This window comes from Flavobacterium fluviale, from assembly GCF_003312915.1.
GTDB classification, from domain to species: Bacteria; Bacteroidota; Bacteroidia; order Flavobacteriales; family Flavobacteriaceae; genus Flavobacterium; species Flavobacterium fluviale.
In genome coordinates, this window is the sequence record NZ_CP030261.1 from 2791494 (window position 1) to 2812295 (window position 20802).

Consider the following 20802-nt stretch of genomic DNA (forward strand, 5'->3'; position numbering starts at 1 on the left):
AATATAAATTATTTTCTTACAGGATTTTTAAGAATTATGATGGATTAGTTTCTGTTTAATTGTTTTTCTAAATTTTCAATTTCAGACGGACCGCTGACATGTTTTTGTTTAATATCTCCGTCATTGTCAGCTAAAAAATGCCACGGAATTCCAAAAGATTGACTGCCGTAAAGTTTCAGTAAATCGGCATATAATTTTTCATTTGCTCTAATATGATAACCTTCTAAATTGTAAAAATGAATCATTTCCTGCCATTGTTTATCTCTGTTTTCCTTGTCAATAGAGATATAAACCATTGTGATTTCTTTAGAAGCTAATAAAGAATATAATTTCGGATTCTCTTTAAATTCAGACTTGCAAGGCCCGCACCAAGTTGCCCAAATATCGACATAGAACTGTTTTTTATTTAAACTTTTTAAAACTTCCTTAACCGTATTAACTGAAGAATTATTATCGATAAACTGGATTTTTGGATTTAAAGGCTCTTTTTGTCTGGCATGAAAAGTTATAATGGGAATAATAAGAGGTTCTATAAAAGTAGTATAGGAACTCTGAGGATATTCTTTTTTGAATTGTTCAAAAAGGGCGATCAATTCTTTTTCGTAATTTTTATTCATCGTTTCATAATAAAGGTATGCGGCAAAGTAATATTCTAACTGGAGTCCAGATAGATTTTTTTTTGCATAATTAATATTATGGGTGTGAATAAGTCCTTTTTTGTGGAACTCACTTAGAGCGGCAGTGTCTGTAGAATCTAAAATAAGCTCGTTATAGCGCAGATAATTTTCGGTATAGAAATAAAACCAAGGAGAACTTAAAAGAGCAGGATTTGTAACAGGGTTCGATTTAAAAATTTCTTCCCAAAGCTTTTTATATTCAGCAGCAGGAAGTGAATTTTTGTTTTGTTTTGAAGATAAGTAGTTTATGAAAGCCACACTGCCGAGAATACCTTTATGAAAATAATCTCTGTCGGTTTTAACAAGATCGAAAAAACTCTTTGAAATGATTTTATTTTGTAACAATTTTTCAAAACCTCCAATTTCAGAGATTCTGCGCTGTTCCACTTTTTGTTTTACTTCAAAGGCGAGGCTGTCTTTTCTATAATCTTTCGTTTCCGTTTCAAAATGTCCTCCAGCGATCATACTTCGATTGACAATTTGGTTGTATAATTCCTGTCCTTTTTTATTTTTGGATTCTACACTAAAACTATTACCAGAAACTTCAGTATTAATATTGATCGTATACTGCATTCCAGGCTCGGCAATTATAGTTCCGTACGATTTATATTGATTAGCTAAATCTATAAATGAGGTTTTTTCTAAATTAATGTTGATTTTAAAATTCCCCAGTGGATCTATTTGTACAGAATTTGTGAAACCAAAGTAGTCAATGCCGTTGATGGGCAAAGTGTATTCAATTATGTCAGGAATTTTTCCAGTGATTTTTCCAGTGATTTGGATATCATTATTTTTCTTCTGCGCTGTTGCAATTACTGGAATTAAAACTGCTAAAATAAATCGAATTATCCTCATAAATTTAGATTTAATCAGGTTAAGATTATCTCAAATATAAATTAAATAGCATTACAAATGACATAATTAGAGCGATATGCCATGATTGTCAGGTTTGAAAAATGTCATGTTGTCAGAAGATTATTGTCGTGCCAATATTAAAACTGACAAATTACTTTAGTTTTTTATCTTGGCACAAAGATTGACTTATGCCACCTGAGTTATAAAATTAAATCAAAAATTAAATATATAAAAAATGGGTAAAATAATCGGAATTGACTTAGGTACGACGAACTCTTGTGTTTCTGTAATGGAAGGTAACGAAGCAGTTGTTATCCCTAACGCAGAAGGAAAAAGAACTACACCATCTATCATCGCTTTTGTTGAAGGTGGCGAAATTAAAGTAGGTGATCCTGCAAAAAGACAAGCAGTAACGAATCCTACAAAAACGATTGCTTCTATTAAACGTTTTATGGGACACACTTTTGCTGAAACTCAAGATGAGGCAAAAAGAGTTCCTTACAGTGTTGTAAAAGGTGACAACAATACGCCGCGTGTGGATATTGACGGTCGTTTATACACTGCTCAAGAATTGTCTGCAATGACACTTCAAAAAATGAAAAAAACTGCTGAAGACTATTTAGGTCAAACTGTAACTGAAGCGGTTATTACTGTTCCTGCTTACTTTAACGATGCACAGCGTCAAGCTACAAAAGAAGCTGGTGAAATCGCCGGTCTTAAAGTTATGCGTATCATCAACGAGCCAACTGCTGCTGCACTTGCTTACGGATTAGATAAAAAAGGAACTGATCAAAAAATTGCTGTTTACGATTTAGGTGGAGGTACTTTTGATATCTCTGTTCTTGAATTAGGAGACGGTGTATTTGAAGTATTATCTACAAATGGTGATACTCACTTAGGTGGTGATGATTTTGACCAAGTTATTATTGACTGGTTAGCTGACGAATTCAAATCTGAAGAAGGAATTGATTTACGTTTAGATCCAATGTCATTACAACGTTTAAAAGAAGCTGCTGAGAAAGCTAAGATTGAATTATCATCTTCTGCTGAAACAGAAATCAACTTACCATACGTAACTGCTACTGCTTCTGGACCAAAACACTTAGTGAAAAAATTATCTAGAGCTAAATTTGAGCAATTATCTGATACTTTAGTAAAACGTTCTATGGAGCCAGTTGCTAAAGCATTAAAAGATGCAGGTTTATCTACATCTGATATCGACGAAGTAATCCTTGTAGGAGGTTCTACTCGTATGCCAAGAATCGCTGACGAAGTTGAAAAATTCTTCGGTAAAAAAGCATCTAAAGGTGTTAACCCTGATGAGGTTGTTGCTATTGGAGCTGCTATTCAAGGTGGAGTTTTATCTGGAGATGTAAAAGATGTATTGTTACTTGACGTAACACCTCTTTCTTTAGGTATCGAAACTATGGGTGGTGTATTGACTAAATTAATCGAGTCTAACACAACTATCCCAACTAAAAAATCTCAAGTATTCTCTACTGCTGCTGATTCTCAACCATCTGTTGAAATCCACGTATTACAAGGAGAAAGAGCAATGGCTGTTGATAACAAAACTATCGGTCGTTTCCACTTAGATGGTATTCCACCAGCACCAAGAGGAGTTCCTCAAATCGAAGTAACTTTCGATATCGATGCTAATGGTATCATCAAAGTTTCTGCAACTGATAAAGGAACTGGAAAATCTCACGATATCCGTATCGAAGCTTCTTCTGGATTAACAGCTGAAGAAATCGAAAAAATGAAAAAAGATGCTGAAGCTAACGCTGATGCTGACAGAATTGCAAAAGAAAGAGCTGAGAAATTGAACGAAGCTGATAGTACTATTTTCCAAACTGAATCTCAATTGAAAGAGTTAGGAGATAAACTTACAGATGAGCACAAAACAGCTATCGAATATGCTTTAACTGAATTGAGAATGGCTCACCAATCTCAAGATCTTGATGCAATCCAAAAAGGATTAGACAATGTAAATGCAGCTTGGAAAACAGCTACAGAAGCAATGTACGCTCAAGGTAGTGACCAAGGTCAACAAGCTGCTCCACAACAAGAGCAGTCTTCTGGAGACAATGTTGAAGACGTTGAATTCGAAGAAGTCAAATAGGGTTAATTAACATCGGTTAATAATAAGTGCTAAACCGCTGTAAACTTTAAGTTTACAGCGGTTTTTCTTTTTTCTTTTTTATTGTTTCTGCTCTTTTTTAATCGTTTTTCATCATATATTTGTACCACATTTGCACCGGCACTTAAGTGGAGACAAAGTGTCTCTTATGTATACTTATTGTACCGTAATAAAGGGATATGGACGATGAAAAGATTAAATAAAGAATATCTTTTTCGGGGAAGAATTGTTGCCCCAAAATCGTGGCTTCTGTATACTGGTCAACTAAATGCAGCAATTTTTTGGTGTTGCCAAAAGGACTCTTTATAGGCTTGTTCGCGAGGCAAAAATTCCGTCAGTTAATCTGGGAACCTAGCTTCTAGCGATTGACCTCAAAATCATTGCCGAGATTTTTGCCATTTTCCACAGCCTGCTGGAATCTAAATACATTGAAGAAAAAATTATACAGACTTGAAAAAGAAGACTGCTATTCAATTAGCGAAATAGCTGAGAGATTTAAAATATCTGAAGGTTCTGTCGACAGCCATATCCGTAATATTCAATACCAACCAGACAGAGGGTAAAGTATCTATATGCTCCAAAAATGGGAAATGACAACTTTGTATAACGGAAATGATTTTAAATGAAACAATTAGCGAAAACCAAGGCAACTGTACGTCTTCGAAAAGCAGAAGACAAAAATGAATGGTATGTTTACATAGAAAGCTATCCTGTTGAGGTTTCGGGAAAGAAAACTCCCCAGAGAATCCGTGAATATATAAGCAGATCCGTTACAACAGTTGAGTGGGACAATAAAAGAACCGCCCGGACAGATGCAACGGGAATAAAAACCTACAAACCAAAGCGAAGCGATAACGGAATTATAATGTGCAGGAGCGAGAGCGACCGTGAAATAATGCTTTATGCTGACGGAATACGTAAAATTCGGCAGAAGGAATATGATAATAGAGATCTATACAGTGACGCTGACAACCTATTGGCTGAACAGAAAGAAAAAAGGCAGGAGAATTTTATTGAATACATTGCTACTTTGGCGGCTAAAAGACATGCTAGAAGTTCAAAATCTATTCAGATCAATTGGAAGCGGACCAGAGAATTTTTAAAAAGCTATTCAGGAGACAGCCTGATATTTTCCCAGATTGACCACAGAATGGCACAGGATTTTAAACTGTTTTTATTAGCTGCGCCACTAGAAGGAAATAGAAAAGGAACCATTTCCAGCAACAGTGCGGGAACCTATTTTTCAATATTTAAAGCTGCTTTGAAACAGGCTTTTATAGACGGATATTTAATGGTTGATTTATCTTCAAAAATAAAAGGAATTCCGGAGCAGGAATCAAGACGTGAATATCTGACCATTACAGAATTGAATGGACTGGCATCAACAGCATGTGAAAAAGACGTCCTTAAAAGAGCCACACTTTTCTCAGCGCTTACAGGACTGAGGCATTCCGACATAAAGAAGCTCCGCTGGAAAGAAGTAACTGTGGAAGGCGGCATGGCTAAACTGCATTTCAGACAGAAAAAGACAAAGGCTTTTGAATATATGCCTATTTCCCAGCAGGCTTTCCAGCTTTGCGGAGAACCGAGGCTTCCCCATCAGCTTGTTTTTGAGGACTTAACAGACATAACGTGGATTTCGCGCCCCCTAAAAAAATGGGTTGAATCGGCAGGCATTAAAAAAAATATTACCTTCCACTGCTTCCGTCATACATTTGCAACACTGCAGCTAGCGAGCGGCACAGACATTTATACGGTCAGTAAAATGCTGGGACATGCCGACGTAAGAACTACTGAAATCTATACAAAAGTAATAGATGAGAAGAAAATCAAGGCATCAGAAGCTATACAATTGGAATCTTTAAAGAAAAAAGAAGTGTAAATATATCAACTCCAAAAGCAATGAGCTGCAATTCTGATATAAAACTGAAAATAATATTCTAACTAGAAATAATCATCTCGATATAAGGAGGGGAGAAAGAGGTTCCTCCTTGATTTATTAAAACCCCAGTAAATACTAGGATTATATGCTATAAAAGAGGCAGCACAGAAAAAAAAGTGTACCTCGAAATCTTAATCAATTTCTTCATGTAAATATAGGTTAAAATCGATAAAGATTACAAATATAATTCGCTAATTTCAATAGAGTTAGAAATCTAAAATTAATGAATTTCTGTTGACTGATGCATTTTGAGCCTTTCTTTAAGGAACAATTTTGAGTACTTTTGAGTAATCATATTTGTTATGATATCAATCATTTCAAGATTTATATTCTATTTGCGAGAATCTTTCGCTAATGTCAAATATATTGGTAAGCGAATAAAAACTGGATTTCAAGTTCGAGCAATATTCTTTTCTCACTTTCCAGTATACGTTTGTATATTCATTACTAAACACACCACAAATTAGTTAGAGATTATATATGCCAGTTTGTTTAAGCATTTCGAGAAAGGTTGTTACCGATTTTTTTTCATATGCTTCTTTAATAGAAATTATAACAGCAGTTCTGATCATATCTTTACCTTCAATGGGAATAGCAGATAGACCAGGCTCTTTTTTTACAGTGGTCTGCGTTAGTATGGTATGCCATCTGCCGGTTTTTACAATTTCAAGCAAAGTTGGAATATCATTGATTTCAATGCCGATAACTGGTTTAAGGTTTTTTTTGCTAAAAGCTTCATTTATGAACTGTGTTGTATTGTAACCGCTAGATGGCAGAGCAAGGGAAAGTTTTACAATTTCTTCCAATGTGATCGATACTTTGCTTTTTAAATCCGAGTCAGCCGCGGTAACTAGGGTCATTGGGGATGTAAACAACTTTTTATAATTAAAATGGCCTCCTTCTCCGTTATCTTCAAATGTAAGGACAAAATCCAGCTCAAATCGATTTAACTTTTCAATTAGCTCTCTACTGGTTCCAAATACAATCTGAAACTTGATTTTTGGATATTGCTGTGAAAAAGAAATTACAGCCTGCGCAAGCACATTTCGCAGCGCATAGGTAACACCGATGCTTATTTTTCCGTCTGACAGATCATTCAGATCATTGAGGAGTTGCAGCCCATCATTTGCTTTTTTGACACTCTGCTGTGCAAATCCGGCAAAAAGGCTTCCTGCTTCAGTAAGTATGATTCTTTTTCCGATCCGGTTAAATAGAGGCTGGCGCAGTTCCTCCTCAAGCTGTTTTATCTGCTGGGATAAAGTGCTCTGGCTGATATTCATCTGTGCGGCAGCTTCTGTAAAATTGAGAAGTTCCTTTGCTTTGAGAAAATATTTTAACTGTCTCAGTTCCATTGTAAATCGGTTTTATCGATGGATGTTATAGAAAAATAACGTTTTACAAATATAGATGATTTCCTGAACTTTGCAGTATTAAATTATAGGAACCATTCGGCCATTTTTATTATGAATATTTTCAGAGCATTAAAATCAAGAAATTTTAAGTTGTTTTTTTACGGGCAGTCCATTTCCCTTTTAGGTACTTGGATGCAGAAGACTGCTGTTGCCTGGCTTGTTTACAGGATTACGGGATCTGCAGTTCTGCTCGGGGTGGTAACTTTCGTGAGTCTCATACCTTCACTGGTCTTGTCTCCTTACGCAGGGAGTTATATCGACAGGCATGACCGTTTTAAAGTGATGGTAAACAGTCAGATCATTTCAATGATTCAGGCAGGTGCTCTTGCTGCAATGATATATTTTAAATTTTACAGCATCACAGGTATTGTGTTGCTGAGCCTTCTGCAGGGGATTGTAAATTCATTTGATGTAATCTGCAGGCAGACCCTTATGATTGACATGGTCGACAGGCCGCAGGACTTATCAAATGCCATTGCACTAAATTCAATTATGACTAATCTTGCAAGAGTTGCGGGCCCGGCTTTGGCTGGAATTGCTCTAAGCGTTTTTGGCGAGGATTTTTGTTTCATAAGTAACTTTATGAGCTATGTGCCAGTTCTCATTTGTCTTTTCATGATGAAAATCAAATTGCAGAAAACCAGCAGAAAGAGACAGGGGCTGTGGAGTGAGTTAAGGGAGGGTTGCCAGTATCTTCTTTCGGAAAAAGATCTGATGAGCCTTATCCTGCTTTTAGCTTTAAGCAGTATGGCCGTTCTGCCTTTCAATACACTGATGCCAATTTTTGCGAAAGATTTGTTTCATGGGACCGCCAGAACGTTCAGTTTTTTTGAAAGTGCCATGGGGCTTGGCTCAGTGCTAAGCGCAGTTTATCTCGCAAATCTAGAGTCAGGAAAAAATCTGGTAAAAATTGTAATAGTTTCGACTTTTTTATTTGGTGGCAGTGTGCTGCTGCTTTCACTCTCCAATATGCTTTCCTTTTCTCTTTTCTTTATGGGGTTAAGCGGGATGGGTATGATGGCGCAGTCTGCAGCAATAAACACTTATATTCAGCTTCATGCGGCACCTGTTATGAGAGGCAGGGTGATAAGCTATTACATTATGGCATTTCAGGGCGTGATGCCAATTGGGAGCCTATTAATCGGCTTTCTTGCAGAGATAGCTGGTCCTAAATCTGCAGTGGCAGCTTCAGGCTGTGCAGGCATTGTTTCGATTTTAGTATTTTTATACCATAAAAAGAAAATTTTCACAAGACGCGATAACGCATCAATCGAACATCAAAGCATCTAAAAATATCTTTTAAAAATGGAAATAATCGCACTGCAGCATGGTGTTTACTGCGTAGACAGCAATAAGAACTTTAAATTTGTCTCTGAGAATGCTGATGCCCAAATTTCAGATCTAGGTCTCATGATGCAGGTCTGCCCGTTTCTAATTCAGACGAATCGTGACTTAATACTGTTCGATGGTGGGCTAAGCGATGAGCAGGGAAATTTTCCACTGATTTTAAAATTAATAAAGAATGCCGGATTCTCTGCCCAGAACGTTTCAAAGATTTTGATTTCTCCCCTTCACAAAGACCATATCGGGGGGCTGGCGTATGGCAACGGCAGTGAGTTTTCATGCACATTTCCAAATGCAGAAATTTACCTGCAGAATAGGGAGCTTGATTTCGCCTGAGACCAGAAAACAGCAGATCTTACGATATCAATCTGTTAAATGCTTTAAGATCGTTTTCCAATGTCAATTACCTATCGGATGATAAGGGAAAAATTGGAGTTGATATTGAGTACGAAGTTTCGGGAGGGCATACTCCTTACCACCAAGTGTTCTGGATTAGAGATAACGGCGTGACTGCTTTCTACGGTGCGGATAACCTTCCCAACCAATCTTATTTGAAGCTTAATGCAGCCTATAAGACAGATTATGACGGCAGGAAAGCTATGGAGCAAAGGAAAAGATGGGAGACGCAGGCAAAGGAACAAAAGTGGAAAATTCTACTTTATCATGATATAAAAACAAATATAGTTACACATTATTAAAGGCCGTTTATTAGGATATAACAAAACAAAAATTGCAATGAAGTATAAGAGTATAAGAGAAATTATAGAAATTCTTAATTCTCCGATCACTGAAGATATGACCGTCCACTGGGCAGAACTTTTAGATCACAATGAAGCAGAAGGTAATTTTGAGGGCATCTGCAACCCCCATCAAGCACTGATCATTTATGGTACACTAAGCCCAGGAGGACCCAACCATCACATAATGGAAAAAATCCAGGGCGAATGGAAAAAAGGGATTGTCAAGGGAAATCTAATAAATGAAGGCTGGGGAGCTGCTTTAGGGTATAATGCTTTTACTCCATGTCCAGTTGCATGGGAAAGGGAAATTCCCTGCCATGTTCTTTTTTCGGAATCGCTTGAGGAACATCTTGCTTACCTTGACGATTTCGAAGGAGAAGATTACAGAAGGATTTTTGCGGAGTATAAGCTGGATGACGGAAGGGGCGGAGCAGCCTATATTTATGCGGTAAAGCCTTCCAGCTCGGGCTTTGATTCCTGATTGCCTGCCGATACTTCACTTGTAAAAGCTAAACCCCTGTCCGTTACGGCAGGGGTTTTTTAAATAATCGGTTATTCTTTTATTTTCATTACGCTGTTTGTCCGGTGCTATCCTGCTGCGGAATAATTTTTTATATGCATAACTTGGTAGATTATTTAATTTGTCATGATTTGCTGTTTAAAGGACAAACCATTGCTCCACATCTTTAGAAATTGTTTCTTCCTTCCAAATGTTTTCAAATTCGTTTGTTTTAGAGTTATATTGGTATGCTTTCTGCCATTCGTCAATATTTTCAACTATGCAGCTTACTGCACCAATAATCAATAGCAGTTCTTTATCTGACATTGTCGGATGTAGCGAGATCCTTACCCAGCCTGGTTTATCAGTTAGGTTACCGCCCAGTATGCCAGCAGTAATAGCTTCTGATTTCTCCTGGTTTATATTGAAAAGAAAATGCGCGTATGTGCTTGCACAGGACCAGCCTCCTCTAACTTGGATTCCAAAGCGGTCATTTAAAAGCCTTACAATCAGATTATAGTGGATGTTTTGAATTGTAAAGGAAACACAGCCTATTCTTTCAGTTTTTAGATCCCCTAAGATTGTTAAACCTTTAATCTCCTGTAACCCTGCGAAACAGAGGTCCAGTAATTCTCTTTCTCTATATCTGATTTTCTCAATGTCCATTTTTTCTTTCAGTTCAAGGCATAAAGCCGTACGCATTACCTGCAGGAAACCTGGAGTGCCTCCGTCTTCTTTAACTTCTATTGAATCGCTGTAGTGAAAACCGCCCCACGGGTCGGTGCATTTAACGTTTCCGCCTCTAGGATTGTCCGGAAAATTGGATTTGTAAAGTTTTTCATTGAAAATCAATATGCCGCAGCTTCCCGGTCCTCCCAGAAATTTATGAGGCGAAAAGAAAACAGCATCCAACCGCTTCTGTGGATCTTCGGGATGCATATCGATTTTGACATAGGGTGCTGAAGCTGCAAAATCAACAAAACAGTAGCCGTCATGCTGATGCATTATTTTAGCCAATTCATAATATGGCGTAATAATACCAGTGACGTTAGAGCAGGCAGTAAATGAACCTATTTTTAAGCTTCTGTCCTTGTACTTTTTAAGTTCTGCGTTAAGGACTTCAGGATCAACCAGATTATCTGCCCCGCAGGGCAGCACCACAACATCAGCGTCCGTTTCGTACCAGGGCACCTGATTGGAGTGGTGTTCCATATGGGTAATAAAAACAACCGGACGGTAATTTTTAGAATTTACCTCTTGGCTGTAAATGCTGCTCTGGTAACACAGGCCTATTATACGCTGGAGTTTGTTTAGAGTGGCGGTCATTCCTGTTCCAGTGGCCACCAGACAGTCTGATTCAGCTGCATTTACATGTTTTTTAATTAACTGTCTTGCAAATTGATAGGCGTAGGTGGAAGCCTTGCCTGTCTGGCTTGAAAAAGAGTGCGTATTGGCAATCATAGGGCCTATTTTATTGAGCATTATTTCTTCAATAGGTCCGTATAATCTTCCGCTCGCAATCCAGTCAGCGTACAATAAATTCTGGGAGCCGTAAATGGATTCAAAATGTTGATTGAAACCTATTGTGTTTTCTCTGAATTCAGAAAAATACTGCTCTAATGCCCCAGGCTCTTTTTTATTCAAAATAATATTAATTTTATTGATCGGTGATTGCACCATTTTAATTTTTATAATTTTCGATACCGCTCTGCAGCCAGTTAAAATATGCTTCTATATCTGGATTATAAGCAGAAGGTTCTGCCAGATTTTTACTTTTTTGATCCACCATTACATAATAAGGCTGCGCATTTGCTTTGTAAGTTTTGATCTGCATATCACTCCATTTATTTCCAATTGTTTTAATTTTTTTACCAGTGGTTTCAGATATATACTGCTCGTTCTCCGGCAGCTCTTTTTTATCATCAACATAAAGCGAAATCAGGACTATATCATTATTTAAGGTTCTGTCGCATCTGTTTAATAACTATTATCTTTAGACGTTCAAAATATATTTTATGAATACGAAAGGTCATTGTTATCCCAAAGCCATTATTTTGCAGGCTGTTTATTTCAAATTGAGATTTACATTGAGTTACAGGGATATTGAGGAAATAATGAAAATGCGTGGAATAGGAGTTGATCATGCGACGATTCAACGTTGGGTATTTAAATTTACTCCAATGGTTGAATCTCAGATGAAAAAAGGAAAGAGCAGAGTAGGGGCCAGCTGGCGAATGGATGAAACTTATATAAAAGTAAAAGGTATCTGGTGTTATTTGTATCGGGCTGTTGATAAATGTGGTAATACGGTGGATTTTCTTTTGACTAGAAGAAGACAGAGGATGAGTGCACAGTCATTCCTAATAAAAGCGATAAAAAATAATTACCGGCCAACAGTAATAAATATAGACAAAAGCGGCTCTAACACCAGCGCAATACGGGTTTATAACAAACGGTCATTTTCGAATATAAAGATTAGGCAATGTAAATATCTCAACAATATTGTGGAACAGGACCATCGTTTCATAAAGTGGCGGATACAAAACGGTTTGGGTTTTAAAAGTTTTGCGTCTGCCAGAAGAACCTTGGCAGGAATTGAAGTTGTGCACATGTTAAGAAAAAATCAGATGCTTAACCCAGGAACAAGTATGTTCAAATCATTTTGTAAATTGGCTGCATAATTTTCGGGTTTCTGATTTCTTACTGATTTACATGGCAGATGCGACAGAACCATAAGTGTCATACTCTTTGAAATTTTTTTTACATATTATTGTATAAATCATTTTAAATAAAAAGATAAATACAACAAAGTTTTGAATTGTAGTATATTATAGAATAAGAAAACCCAAAAAAGACGTAAATTTAATTATCTTCATACTCTTTCCTTCTATTACTCATTATGGTTATAGTGATTATCGCATCTTCCATAATGTCATAATTATTATAAGTATCAAGACATATTAATGTGTCATTATTTTCTTCAAGGGAGATCGAGAAATTACCCATTTCATTTGTTTTTACGACTTTTTTATTCCTTTCATTTAAGATTAAAACTCCTGATAGAGGTACATTGTTTTTATTGTGAACTATGCCTGAACATATTTTATTCTGATTTAATTTATTCGTTGAACCTATCGAATCAGATGAACTAAAGATTTTACGAACATGTATCTTTTTCAGCTTAGGTTCCAGTGTAGCTATTCCCATTACTACTTGAGCTTTTACAATATGATTTCCTATTCCAAAAAAGGTCGTTAATGATGCGACAACAGTAATCCAAAAAGTTTTTTTTTGTTTTGTAACTTCTAAATTCTTATTCAATTGAGAAGGATTAAAACGACCACATAGATTTTGATTTTTATTAAATATGTTTATGATTTCTAAATTTGATGCTTTGGTAAAATCAAAAACATTTTTCTGACAAACGTTGCAAAACTTGTTCTTTTCATTTGTAGTCATCTTAGACCAACTTTCGTGACAAGGTTTTATAAGTGATATTTTTATTTCTTTATTCATTATTTTTATTTAAAAATATTCTTACAAAATTAATTATTTTCTTTTGATTTTTGTTCTAAAATATTGTTTCCTAAATGACAATTATCATTTCCCATTCGAATTCTTTTTCGTAATATTACTATTGTAAATTTTTTTGAATGAGAAAGATTAAATACAAGAAAGGCCGCAAGCTGCAGCACATTACACTAGAGTATACAGGATCGCATAAAGAGCATGAAAGCGAAATGCAGCTTTTTGTATATGATGATAATGATGTTGTTGAATATGATAAGTTTACGGTTCTTGCTCTGAATTCCTGCTTTGATTATACTAAAAACAATTGGCTGAACATTCATGGTTTAAACGATATTAATCTCATTAAAACAATCGGAACTCATTTTAAACTAGACGATTTTCTCCTTGCCGATATTTTAAATACAACCAAAAGAACGAAATTAGAGGAACAGCATAATGTTTTGTTTTTTAATATAAAATCCCTTCTTCCTTCTGAATATTCGGATAATCTAAGTGTCGAACAAATTAGTTTTATTTTAAAAGACGGAATTCTGATTTCTTTTCAGGAAAAACGAAGTGATTTCTTTACACACATCCGCGAGCGTCTTCGTACACATGCGGGGATCGTTAGAACTAAAAAAGTAGATTATCTTTTGTATTTGCTTTTAGATGCTGTAATGGAAAATTTCTACATTACAATTGAAGATGAGGAAGATAAAATTGAAGAATTAATCAATTTGACCAAAAAAGGGGCAGATCCTGTTATTCTGGAAAAAATTGAAAACCATAGAGATAATTTTAATTTCTTAAAACGTTCAATTGTTCCGCTTCGAGATTCTTTGTATTATCTTAAAACAATTAAAGATGATGATGAAAATAACGGCCTCATTCAGAAGGAAACATTTAATTTCTTTGTCAGACTTCATCAAAAAAGTTTAGAGCTTTTGGAGCAGATAGAATCAGATATGAGTGCATTAGAAAGTGCTTCTAATTTTTATTTTTCAGAACAAAGCCGAAAAATGAATGAGATCATGAAAACCCTCACGATAATTTCCGCAGTATTTATTCCGCTTACATTTATCGTTGGAGTATACGGAATGAACTTTGAAAACATGCCGGAACTTAAAACAAAAAACGGCTATTTTGTAGTTATGGGCGTGATGTTTTTGCTGGTTGTAGCCTTAATTATTTATTTTAAGAAAAGAAGATGGTTTTAACGTTTGTTACAGTGTAAAAAGAATTGAATTGTATAATTTTGTTATTTAGAATTAATATAAATAAATCATGAGTAAAGCAATATATATAGCGACTAGTGACCACAATAGCGGTAAATCGATTATTACTCTCGGTTTAATGAGTATCTTAATTGGTAAAACAGCCAAAGTAGGGTATTTTAGGCCTATAATCGAAGATTTTGTTGATGGAGAGGTAGATAATCATATCGAAACAGTTTTGTCTTATTTTAATCTAGATATTCAATTTGAAGATGCCTATGCGATTACCAAAAGCAGATTAATCAAAAAAAAGAACAAAGGTAAAATAGGAGAGGTTTTAGATTTAATTATCGAAAAATATAAAAAACTCGAAGAACGTTTTGATTTTGTTTTGGTTGAAGGTACAAGTTTTACTGGTGAAGGAACTTCTATCGAATTAGATTTGAACGTTTTAATTGCTAAAAACCTTGGAATTCCAACAATTATTATCGGTTCTGGAGTTGGTAAAACTTTAGAAGAATTAGTAGATAGTTTGTACTTGGTTTATGATTCTTTCAAAATAAAAGAGGTTGAGGTTTTATCTGTTTTCGCCAATAAAGTACAGCCTGAAAATATAGAATTAGTTACTAAAAGTCTGCAGAAGAGCTTACCATCTAACGTTTTAGTAAATACTATTCCGTTAATTTCAAGTTTAAATAATCCGACCATGCAGGAAATTGTTAACGAATTAGGAGCTAAGGTCCTGTTTGGAGAAAATTACCTGAATAATGAAATTGGTCATTTCAGCGTTGGTGCCATGCAGCTTCATAATTATTTGGTTCATTTGGACAATAATGCATTGGTGATTACGCCTGGAGATCGCTCGGATATTATATTAGGAGCTTTACAAGCAAATGAATCTGCGAATTATCCAACGATTTCTGGAATTATTCTAACAGGAAATATAGTGCCAGAGGAAAGTATTTTAAAACTAATCGAAGGACTTTCTGCAATTGTTCCAATTATTGCCGTTGATGGTGGTACGTATCACATTACCAATAAAATAGGTTCTATTAAATCTGAAATTTATGCCAATAACACGCATAAAATTGAAACTTCAATAACAACATTCGAAAAATACGTTGATAATGATGCTTTATCTGAAAGATTAATCACTTTTGAAGCAGAAGGCATGACGCCAAAAATGTTTCAATATAACATGGTTAAAAGAGCCAAACAGTACCGCAAGCACATTGTACTGCCAGAAGGAAATGACGATCGAATTATCACCGCAGCATCGAGACTATTAGATATGGATGTAGTTGATATTTCAATTATTGGAGATAAAAAGCAAATTGAAAATAAAGTGACAGAACTTGGTATTTCTTTTGATTTCTCAAAAGTGAATATTATAAATCCAATAGAATCAGAATTTTACGAAGACTACGCCAACACGTATTACGAGCTTAGAAAAGCTAAAAACGTAAGTATCACAATGGCAAGGGATTTAATGGAAGATGTGTCGTATTTTGGAACCATGATGGTTTACAAAGGCCATGCAGACGGAATGGTTTCCGGTGCGGCTCACACAACACAGCACACTATTCTTCCCGCACTTCAATTTATTAAAACCAAACCAAATTCATCTGTAGTTTCCTCTGTGTTTTTTATGTGTTTAGAAGACCGAGTTTCGGTGTTTGGAGACTGTGCCATCAATCCAAACCCAACGGCAGAACAATTGGCTGAAATAGCAATTTCATCTGCAGAATCTAGTGCGGCTTTCGGAATTGAACCAAAAATTGCCATGCTGTCTTATTCTTCCGGGGCTTCTGGAAAAGGAGATGAAGTTGATAAAGTGAGAACAGCAACAGCAATTGTAAAAGAAAAAAGACCAGATCTAAAAATTGAAGGTCCAATTCAGTATGACGCTGCAGTTGATTTAAGCGTTGGGAAAAGTAAAATGCCAGACTCAGAAGTAGCAGGGCAGGCGAGCGTGCTTATCTTCCCTGATTTGAATACGGGAAATAATACGTATAAAGCTGTTCAAAGAGAAACAGGAGCTTTAGCAATCGGTCCAATGTTACAAGGATTAAATAAACCTGTAAACGACTTGAGCCGTGGCTGTACCGTTGATGATATTATCAATACAGTTGTAATTACGGCGATTCAAGCACAGGGAATGTAATCAATTAAAAATTGAGAATTAAAAATTAAATAATAAACTAAAAAACCTTAGAATCTTAGCTTCTTAGAACCTTAGCAACTTAAAAAGAATGAAAATACTAATTATAAATTCAGGAAGTTCTTCAATTAAATATCAACTAATGGTTATGCCGGCCAACGAAGTAATTTGTAGCGGTATGATTGATCGAATTGGTTTAGAAACTTCAAATATTACTTTTAAAACGGCTTCAAATTCGTATGAAGAAATATTACCGATTCCAACGCATAAAGTAGGATTACAAAAGGTTGCAGATTTACTTTTGGATCCTGAAACCGGCGTAATCAAAACGACATCGGAAATTGCGGCGGTTGGACATCGTGTTGTTCACGGAGGAAGTTATTTCTCTGATACAACAATTATAACAGATGAAGTTAAAGAGAAAATCAAAGAACTTTCAGAATTAGCGCCGCTTCACAATCCGGCACATTTAGTTGGGATTAATGTTGCAGAAGAAATTTTTGCAGATGCTAAACAAGTGGCAGTTTTTGACACTGCTTTCCATCAAACAATTCCAGTTGAAGCGCACAAATATGCAATTCCAAATTTCCTTTTAACAGAACATAAAGTTCGTGTCTATGGCTTTCATGGAACAAGTCATAAATATGTTTCAGAAAAAGCGATTAGTTATTTAGAGCAGCATTCCAAGATAATCACCATTCACTTAGGAAATGGCTGCAGTATGACCGCTGTAAAAGACGGAAAAAGTATTGATACCACAATGGGCTTTTCACCGGCAAATGGTTTAATTATGGGAACGCGCGCCGGAGATATTGATCAATCTGTTATCTTTTATATGGTTAAAAGTCTTGGATATACACCAGATGAAGTAAATTCGATTCTATTGAAACAAAGCGGAATGCTGGGTTTAACGGGCTACAGTGATTTAAGAGATATTGAATCAAAAGCGGAAGAAGGAAATAAAGACTGTGAATTGGCTTTATTGATGAATGCCTACAGAATTAGAAAAACAATCGGAGCATACGCAGCAGCTTTAAACGGATTGGATGCTATTGTTTTTACTGCTGGAATTGGAGAAAATTCCTCATTTATGCGTAATTTAATCTGTACAGATATGGATTATTTTGGCATTCAAATTGACGCAGAAAAAAATAAAATCCGTTCAAAAGAATTGAGAGAAATTAATACAGCAGATTCAACTGTAAAAGTTCTAGTTGTTCCAACAGACGAAGAATATGAAATTGCAAATCAGGTTTTTCAATTACTAGAGAATTAAAAAACAAGATCAATTACCAAAAGAGCTTCTCAATAGAGAAGCTTTTTGCATTTATAAATTAAATTTTTGTCAGTATCTTTGAATATAAATCCGAATATCTTGAAATCGATACTTTTAAAATCAGTTTTCTTCTTTTTCATCGCTTTACAACTTCAAGCACAAGAATTACTTCCTTTTGTCGAAAATTACAGTAAATCAGATTATCAGGGTGATAATCAAATCTGGAATGTAGCGCAGGGAAATGATGATGCTATGTATTTTGCAAACAACCACTATTTACTTCGTTACGATGGAGTGAAGTGGGAAAAATATACCCTTCCAAATAAAACTATTATTCGATCTATTTTGATTGAGGGAGACAAAATTTATTCTGGCTCTTACAAAGAATTTGGTTATTGGTATAGAAAAGACGGAACAATGCATTATGTTTCGATCACCAAAAATTTGAGATTATTTGATGAAAAAGATAACGAAGAAATTTGGAAAATCTTTAGATTCAATGGTTCGCTTTATTTTCAATCTTTTAATGATGTTTTTATTTATGATGGAAAAACGATTAAGAAGATTAAATTTCCTTTCCTTATCTCGTATTGTTTTGCTGTAGATAAAAATCTTTACGTAGCTTCTGTTAAGGACGGAATTTTTAAAATGAACGGTAAGTATATTTCCAATCCAAAAGGCTGGAATGTTCTTAAGAAAACTGTTGTTCATGCCATTGAAAAGCACCAAAATAAAACCTACATCTTTACACAGAAAAAAGGTGTTTTTGTTGTTAGTAAAGAGGGATTAAAAAGCTGGGATAATCCGATAAATGAGACCTTAAAATCGGCTACAATTAACGTAGCAAAATTTATAAAGGGTGAAAAATTGGTTATAGGAACAGGAAATCGCGGGATTTTCATTTTAGATCTAAAAAACAATTCCTATAAAATTATTGAGCGTGATAATGTTTTAATGAATAATTCAGTTTTAAGCCTTGGGTTTGATAAGGAAAATGATCTTTGGCTTGGTTTAGATAATGGAATTGCCCATGTTGAAGTCAATTCGCCAATATCTTTCTTTTATGATAATTCAGGAATCTTAGGTTCTGTTTATGCTGTGGCAACAATTAATAAAGGTTATTTAATTGCTTCTAATCATGGTATTTTCGAATATAGTTCTGGAAAATTTAATATGATGCCAAATACGCAGGGGCAAGGATGGAACATTTCTTTAATAGACGGGAAATACATTATTGGACATAATGACGGCACCTTCTCTTATGAAAATAATGCTCTTAAAAAAATAAACGGAGTCAGCGGTGGTTGGAATATGTCAAAAAGCAGTATTAATGACACTTATTTTCAATCGACTTACAGCGGTATTTTAGTTTATGATAATCCTGCGGATCTTTCACAATATAAAATTATAAAAGACCTTGCCAAACCAATAAAATATGTAGCGCAGAATAAAAAAAATGAAATCTGGGCTGCAGATAATTATCGCGGTTTATATCGTGTCCTGTTAGATGATAATTATAATACGCTCAAAGTTGAAAATGTCACACAGCAAAGCAAAATACAAAATGATTTCGGAATCAAAATTTTTGAATTTAGGAAAGAGATACTCTTTCTAATTAATAATACTTGGTATACTTATAATTCTATTTCTAATAAACTGGAAGAAAATGCATTGTTTAATGCCAGTTTTAAAAATGTAACAGACGTTGTTTCAATAGATGAAGATCATTTTATGGTTTTGCAAAACGATATATTATATCATATTTATGCCGAAGGAAATAAGTTTGTTTGGAATATCATTCAAGAAAAATATTATAAAGGAAAACTCATAAATGAAAATTTAAGAATCTTTAAAAAAGATAATTACTATTTGTTCAATCTGGACGATGGATTTATTTCGCTTAAGCTTGAGTATGAAAACAAACAAAATTCAAAAGTTGAAATAGAAGCCTTCAGCAATGATGTTTTAATTCCGAGTCAGTCAAAAATTAAATTTAATACAGAATTAAAGATAAATGTAATTTCAGGAATTTATGGCGCAAGTAAACCTAATCTGTTTTATAAGCTCGATAAAGAGAAAGATTTTGTTTCTATTTCAGATGGATTAATTATTCTAAACAATCTTAGCAGTGGTTATCATTCTGTAGAAATATTTAAGCACGATGGCGCTACTTATGATAAAGTTTCAACTTATAAATTTAAAGTTGCAGAACCGTGGTATTTTTCTTTTTGGATGATTCTCTTGTATCTACTAATTGTGGGAGCGGTTTTATTTTTCTATTACAAATGGAATAAACTGCGCTACATGCAAAAACTAAAATTGCAGGCAGAAGAATTAAAACATCAAAGAGAGATTCTTGAAATGGAGTTGAAGAAAGAAAACGAGATTAATCTTCAAGAATACGAAAAACACATTCTAGAACTTGAACTGCAGACAAAATCTTCCGAAGTTGCAGGCAAATCATTATCGATTGCTAAGCAGACTGAGATGATTGATAAAATTCAAGAAATTTTAGAGAAAGAAAAAGATTTCAGTAAGCTTAAAAGTGAAATTAAAAAAGCAATAAAGATTAATGAAGTTAATAAACACGAATGGGAAATATTTGAAACCAATTTGAATCAAATCCATAATGAGTTTATTATTAACTTATCAAAAAAATATCCGCACCTAACTCCAAAAGATATAAAACTGTGTGTTTATCTTAAAATGAACCTATCTTCAAAGGAAATTGCGCCTATGATGAACATCTCTTTTAGGGGAGTTGAATTGCACAGATACCGCCTTAGAAAGAAGTTAAGCCTAACCCAAGACGAAAACCTGTCCAAGTTTTTATTAAGTCTGTAAGATTTGATTTTGATTTTTACAGAATTTATATTTTTGCATACCAATTTTTGCATAATTCCAATACATCATTACTACATCATAAGGTTATGTTAACAAAATTTATTTAACATTTATTATGTTGATTTTCATTAGAATATGCTTGAATTTTAACACAATGATGTAGCTGTGTTGTAGTGGTAATTGATGTA

Annotated in this window: 14 protein-coding genes and 1 pseudogene; 10 read left to right on the top strand and 5 right to left on the bottom strand. The window is 34.8% G+C overall.

The window, feature by feature from the left end:
- Positions 1-44: 44 nt before the first annotated feature.
- Positions 45-1532: a TlpA family protein disulfide reductase gene (locus HYN86_RS12315; protein WP_113678296.1), complete on the bottom strand. Its 1488-nt coding sequence runs from the start codon at positions 1530-1532 to the stop codon at positions 45-47.
- Between the two features lie 235 nt (positions 1533-1767).
- Here HYN86_RS12315 and dnaK point away from each other — a divergent pair, with 235 nt between their 5' ends.
- Together dnaK and HYN86_RS12330 are read left to right on the top strand one after the other, a co-directional pair.
- Positions 1768-3654 (top strand): molecular chaperone DnaK, encoded by a 1887-nt coding sequence (gene dnaK / locus HYN86_RS12320; protein WP_113678297.1) that lies wholly within the window; start codon positions 1768-1770, stop codon positions 3652-3654.
- Between the two features lie 640 nt (positions 3655-4294).
- Complete coding sequence (locus HYN86_RS12330; RefSeq protein WP_113678298.1) at positions 4295-5554, top strand: site-specific integrase; 1260 nt, start codon at positions 4295-4297, stop codon at positions 5552-5554.
- A 527-nt stretch (positions 5555-6081) separates the two neighbouring features.
- On the opposite strand, the gene HYN86_RS12335 is transcribed toward HYN86_RS12330, so the two are convergent.
- The gene (locus tag HYN86_RS12335; protein WP_113678299.1) at positions 6082-6966 is read right to left on the bottom strand and encodes a LysR family transcriptional regulator; all 885 of its coding nucleotides are present in this window, start codon (positions 6964-6966) and stop codon (positions 6082-6084) included.
- Positions 6967-7077: 111 nt separating this feature from the next.
- Here HYN86_RS12335 and HYN86_RS12340 point away from each other — a divergent pair, with 111 nt between their 5' ends.
- The 3 genes from HYN86_RS12340 (at position 7078) to HYN86_RS12355 (ending at position 9591) form a co-directional block, all read left to right on the top strand.
- Positions 7078-8316, top strand: a complete 1239-nt coding sequence (locus tag HYN86_RS12340; protein WP_230406359.1) for an MFS transporter — start codon at positions 7078-7080, stop codon at positions 8314-8316.
- 15 nt (positions 8317-8331) lie between these two features.
- Positions 8332-8706 (top strand): MBL fold metallo-hydrolase, encoded by a 375-nt coding sequence (locus tag HYN86_RS12345; protein ID WP_113678300.1) that lies wholly within the window; start codon positions 8332-8334, stop codon positions 8704-8706.
- A 399-nt stretch (positions 8707-9105) separates the two neighbouring features.
- The gene (locus HYN86_RS12355) at positions 9106-9591 is read left to right on the top strand and encodes a gamma-glutamylcyclotransferase (protein ID WP_230406360.1); all 486 of its coding nucleotides are present in this window, start codon (positions 9106-9108) and stop codon (positions 9589-9591) included.
- 177 nt (positions 9592-9768) lie between these two features.
- Here the strand turns inward: HYN86_RS12355 and HYN86_RS12360 are convergent, their stop codons facing one another.
- Both HYN86_RS12360 and HYN86_RS12365 read right to left on the bottom strand, forming a co-directional pair.
- Positions 9769-11289 carry an aminotransferase class V-fold PLP-dependent enzyme gene (locus tag HYN86_RS12360; protein WP_113678302.1) on the bottom strand — a complete coding sequence of 507 codons (1521 nt, stop codon included), beginning with the start codon at positions 11287-11289 and terminating at the stop codon, positions 9769-9771.
- A 1-nt stretch (position 11290) separates the two neighbouring features.
- A pseudogene (locus tag HYN86_RS12365) lies at positions 11291-11569 on the bottom strand (thiol:disulfide interchange protein); the annotation flags it as partial.
- A 55-nt stretch (positions 11570-11624) separates the two neighbouring features.
- Here HYN86_RS12365 and HYN86_RS12370 point away from each other — a divergent pair.
- A complete protein-coding gene (locus HYN86_RS12370; RefSeq protein ID WP_113678303.1) occupies positions 11625-12290 on the top strand; it encodes an IS6 family transposase in 666 nt (221 codons plus the stop codon).
- A 181-nt stretch (positions 12291-12471) separates the two neighbouring features.
- Here the strand turns inward: HYN86_RS12370 and HYN86_RS12375 are convergent, their stop codons facing one another.
- Positions 12472-13125 carry a hypothetical protein gene (locus HYN86_RS12375; RefSeq protein ID WP_113678304.1) on the bottom strand — a complete coding sequence of 218 codons (654 nt, stop codon included), beginning with the start codon at positions 13123-13125 and terminating at the stop codon, positions 12472-12474.
- Positions 13126-13262: 137 nt separating this feature from the next.
- Between HYN86_RS12375 and corA the strand changes: the two genes are divergently transcribed.
- The 4 genes from corA (at position 13263) to HYN86_RS12395 (ending at position 20614) form a co-directional block, all read left to right on the top strand.
- Complete coding sequence (gene corA / locus HYN86_RS12380; protein ID WP_113678305.1) at positions 13263-14336, top strand: magnesium/cobalt transporter CorA; 1074 nt, start codon at positions 13263-13265, stop codon at positions 14334-14336.
- Positions 14337-14403: 67 nt separating this feature from the next.
- A complete protein-coding gene (gene pta / locus HYN86_RS12385) occupies positions 14404-16497 on the top strand; it encodes a phosphate acetyltransferase (RefSeq protein ID WP_113678306.1) in 2094 nt (697 codons plus the stop codon).
- Between the two features lie 88 nt (positions 16498-16585).
- The gene (locus HYN86_RS12390; protein ID WP_113678307.1) at positions 16586-17770 is read left to right on the top strand and encodes an acetate/propionate family kinase; all 1185 of its coding nucleotides are present in this window, start codon (positions 16586-16588) and stop codon (positions 17768-17770) included.
- 99 nt (positions 17771-17869) lie between these two features.
- Positions 17870-20614 carry a helix-turn-helix and ligand-binding sensor domain-containing protein gene (locus tag HYN86_RS12395; protein ID WP_113679933.1) on the top strand — a complete coding sequence of 915 codons (2745 nt, stop codon included), beginning with the start codon at positions 17870-17872 and terminating at the stop codon, positions 20612-20614.
- The last annotated feature ends 188 nt before the right edge of the window (positions 20615-20802 follow it).

Bases quoted from the DNA above. Each gene is read 5' to 3' on its own strand.
- HYN86_RS12315 (WP_113678296.1), bottom strand. From the start codon at position 1,532: ATGAGGATAATTCGATTTATTTTAGCAGTTTTAATTCCAGTAATTGCA.
- dnaK (WP_113678297.1), top strand. From the start codon at position 1,768: ATGGGTAAAATAATCGGAATTGACTTAGGTACGACGAACTCTTGTGTT.
- HYN86_RS12330 (WP_113678298.1), top strand. From the start codon at position 4,295: ATGAAACAATTAGCGAAAACCAAGGCAACTGTACGTCTTCGAAAAGCA.
- HYN86_RS12335 (WP_113678299.1), bottom strand. From the start codon at position 6,966: ATGGAACTGAGACAGTTAAAATATTTTCTCAAAGCAAAGGAACTTCTC.
- HYN86_RS12340 (WP_230406359.1), top strand. From the start codon at position 7,078: ATGAATATTTTCAGAGCATTAAAATCAAGAAATTTTAAGTTGTTTTTT.
- HYN86_RS12345 (WP_113678300.1), top strand. From the start codon at position 8,332: ATGGAAATAATCGCACTGCAGCATGGTGTTTACTGCGTAGACAGCAAT.
- HYN86_RS12355 (WP_230406360.1), top strand. From the start codon at position 9,106: ATGAAGTATAAGAGTATAAGAGAAATTATAGAAATTCTTAATTCTCCG.
- HYN86_RS12360 (WP_113678302.1), bottom strand. From the start codon at position 11,289: ATGGTGCAATCACCGATCAATAAAATTAATATTATTTTGAATAAAAAA.
- HYN86_RS12370 (WP_113678303.1), top strand. From the start codon at position 11,625: ATGAATACGAAAGGTCATTGTTATCCCAAAGCCATTATTTTGCAGGCT.
- HYN86_RS12375 (WP_113678304.1), bottom strand. From the start codon at position 13,125: ATGAATAAAGAAATAAAAATATCACTTATAAAACCTTGTCACGAAAGT.
- corA (WP_113678305.1), top strand. From the start codon at position 13,263: ATGAGAAAGATTAAATACAAGAAAGGCCGCAAGCTGCAGCACATTACA.
- pta (WP_113678306.1), top strand. From the start codon at position 14,404: ATGAGTAAAGCAATATATATAGCGACTAGTGACCACAATAGCGGTAAA.
- HYN86_RS12390 (WP_113678307.1), top strand. From the start codon at position 16,586: ATGAAAATACTAATTATAAATTCAGGAAGTTCTTCAATTAAATATCAA.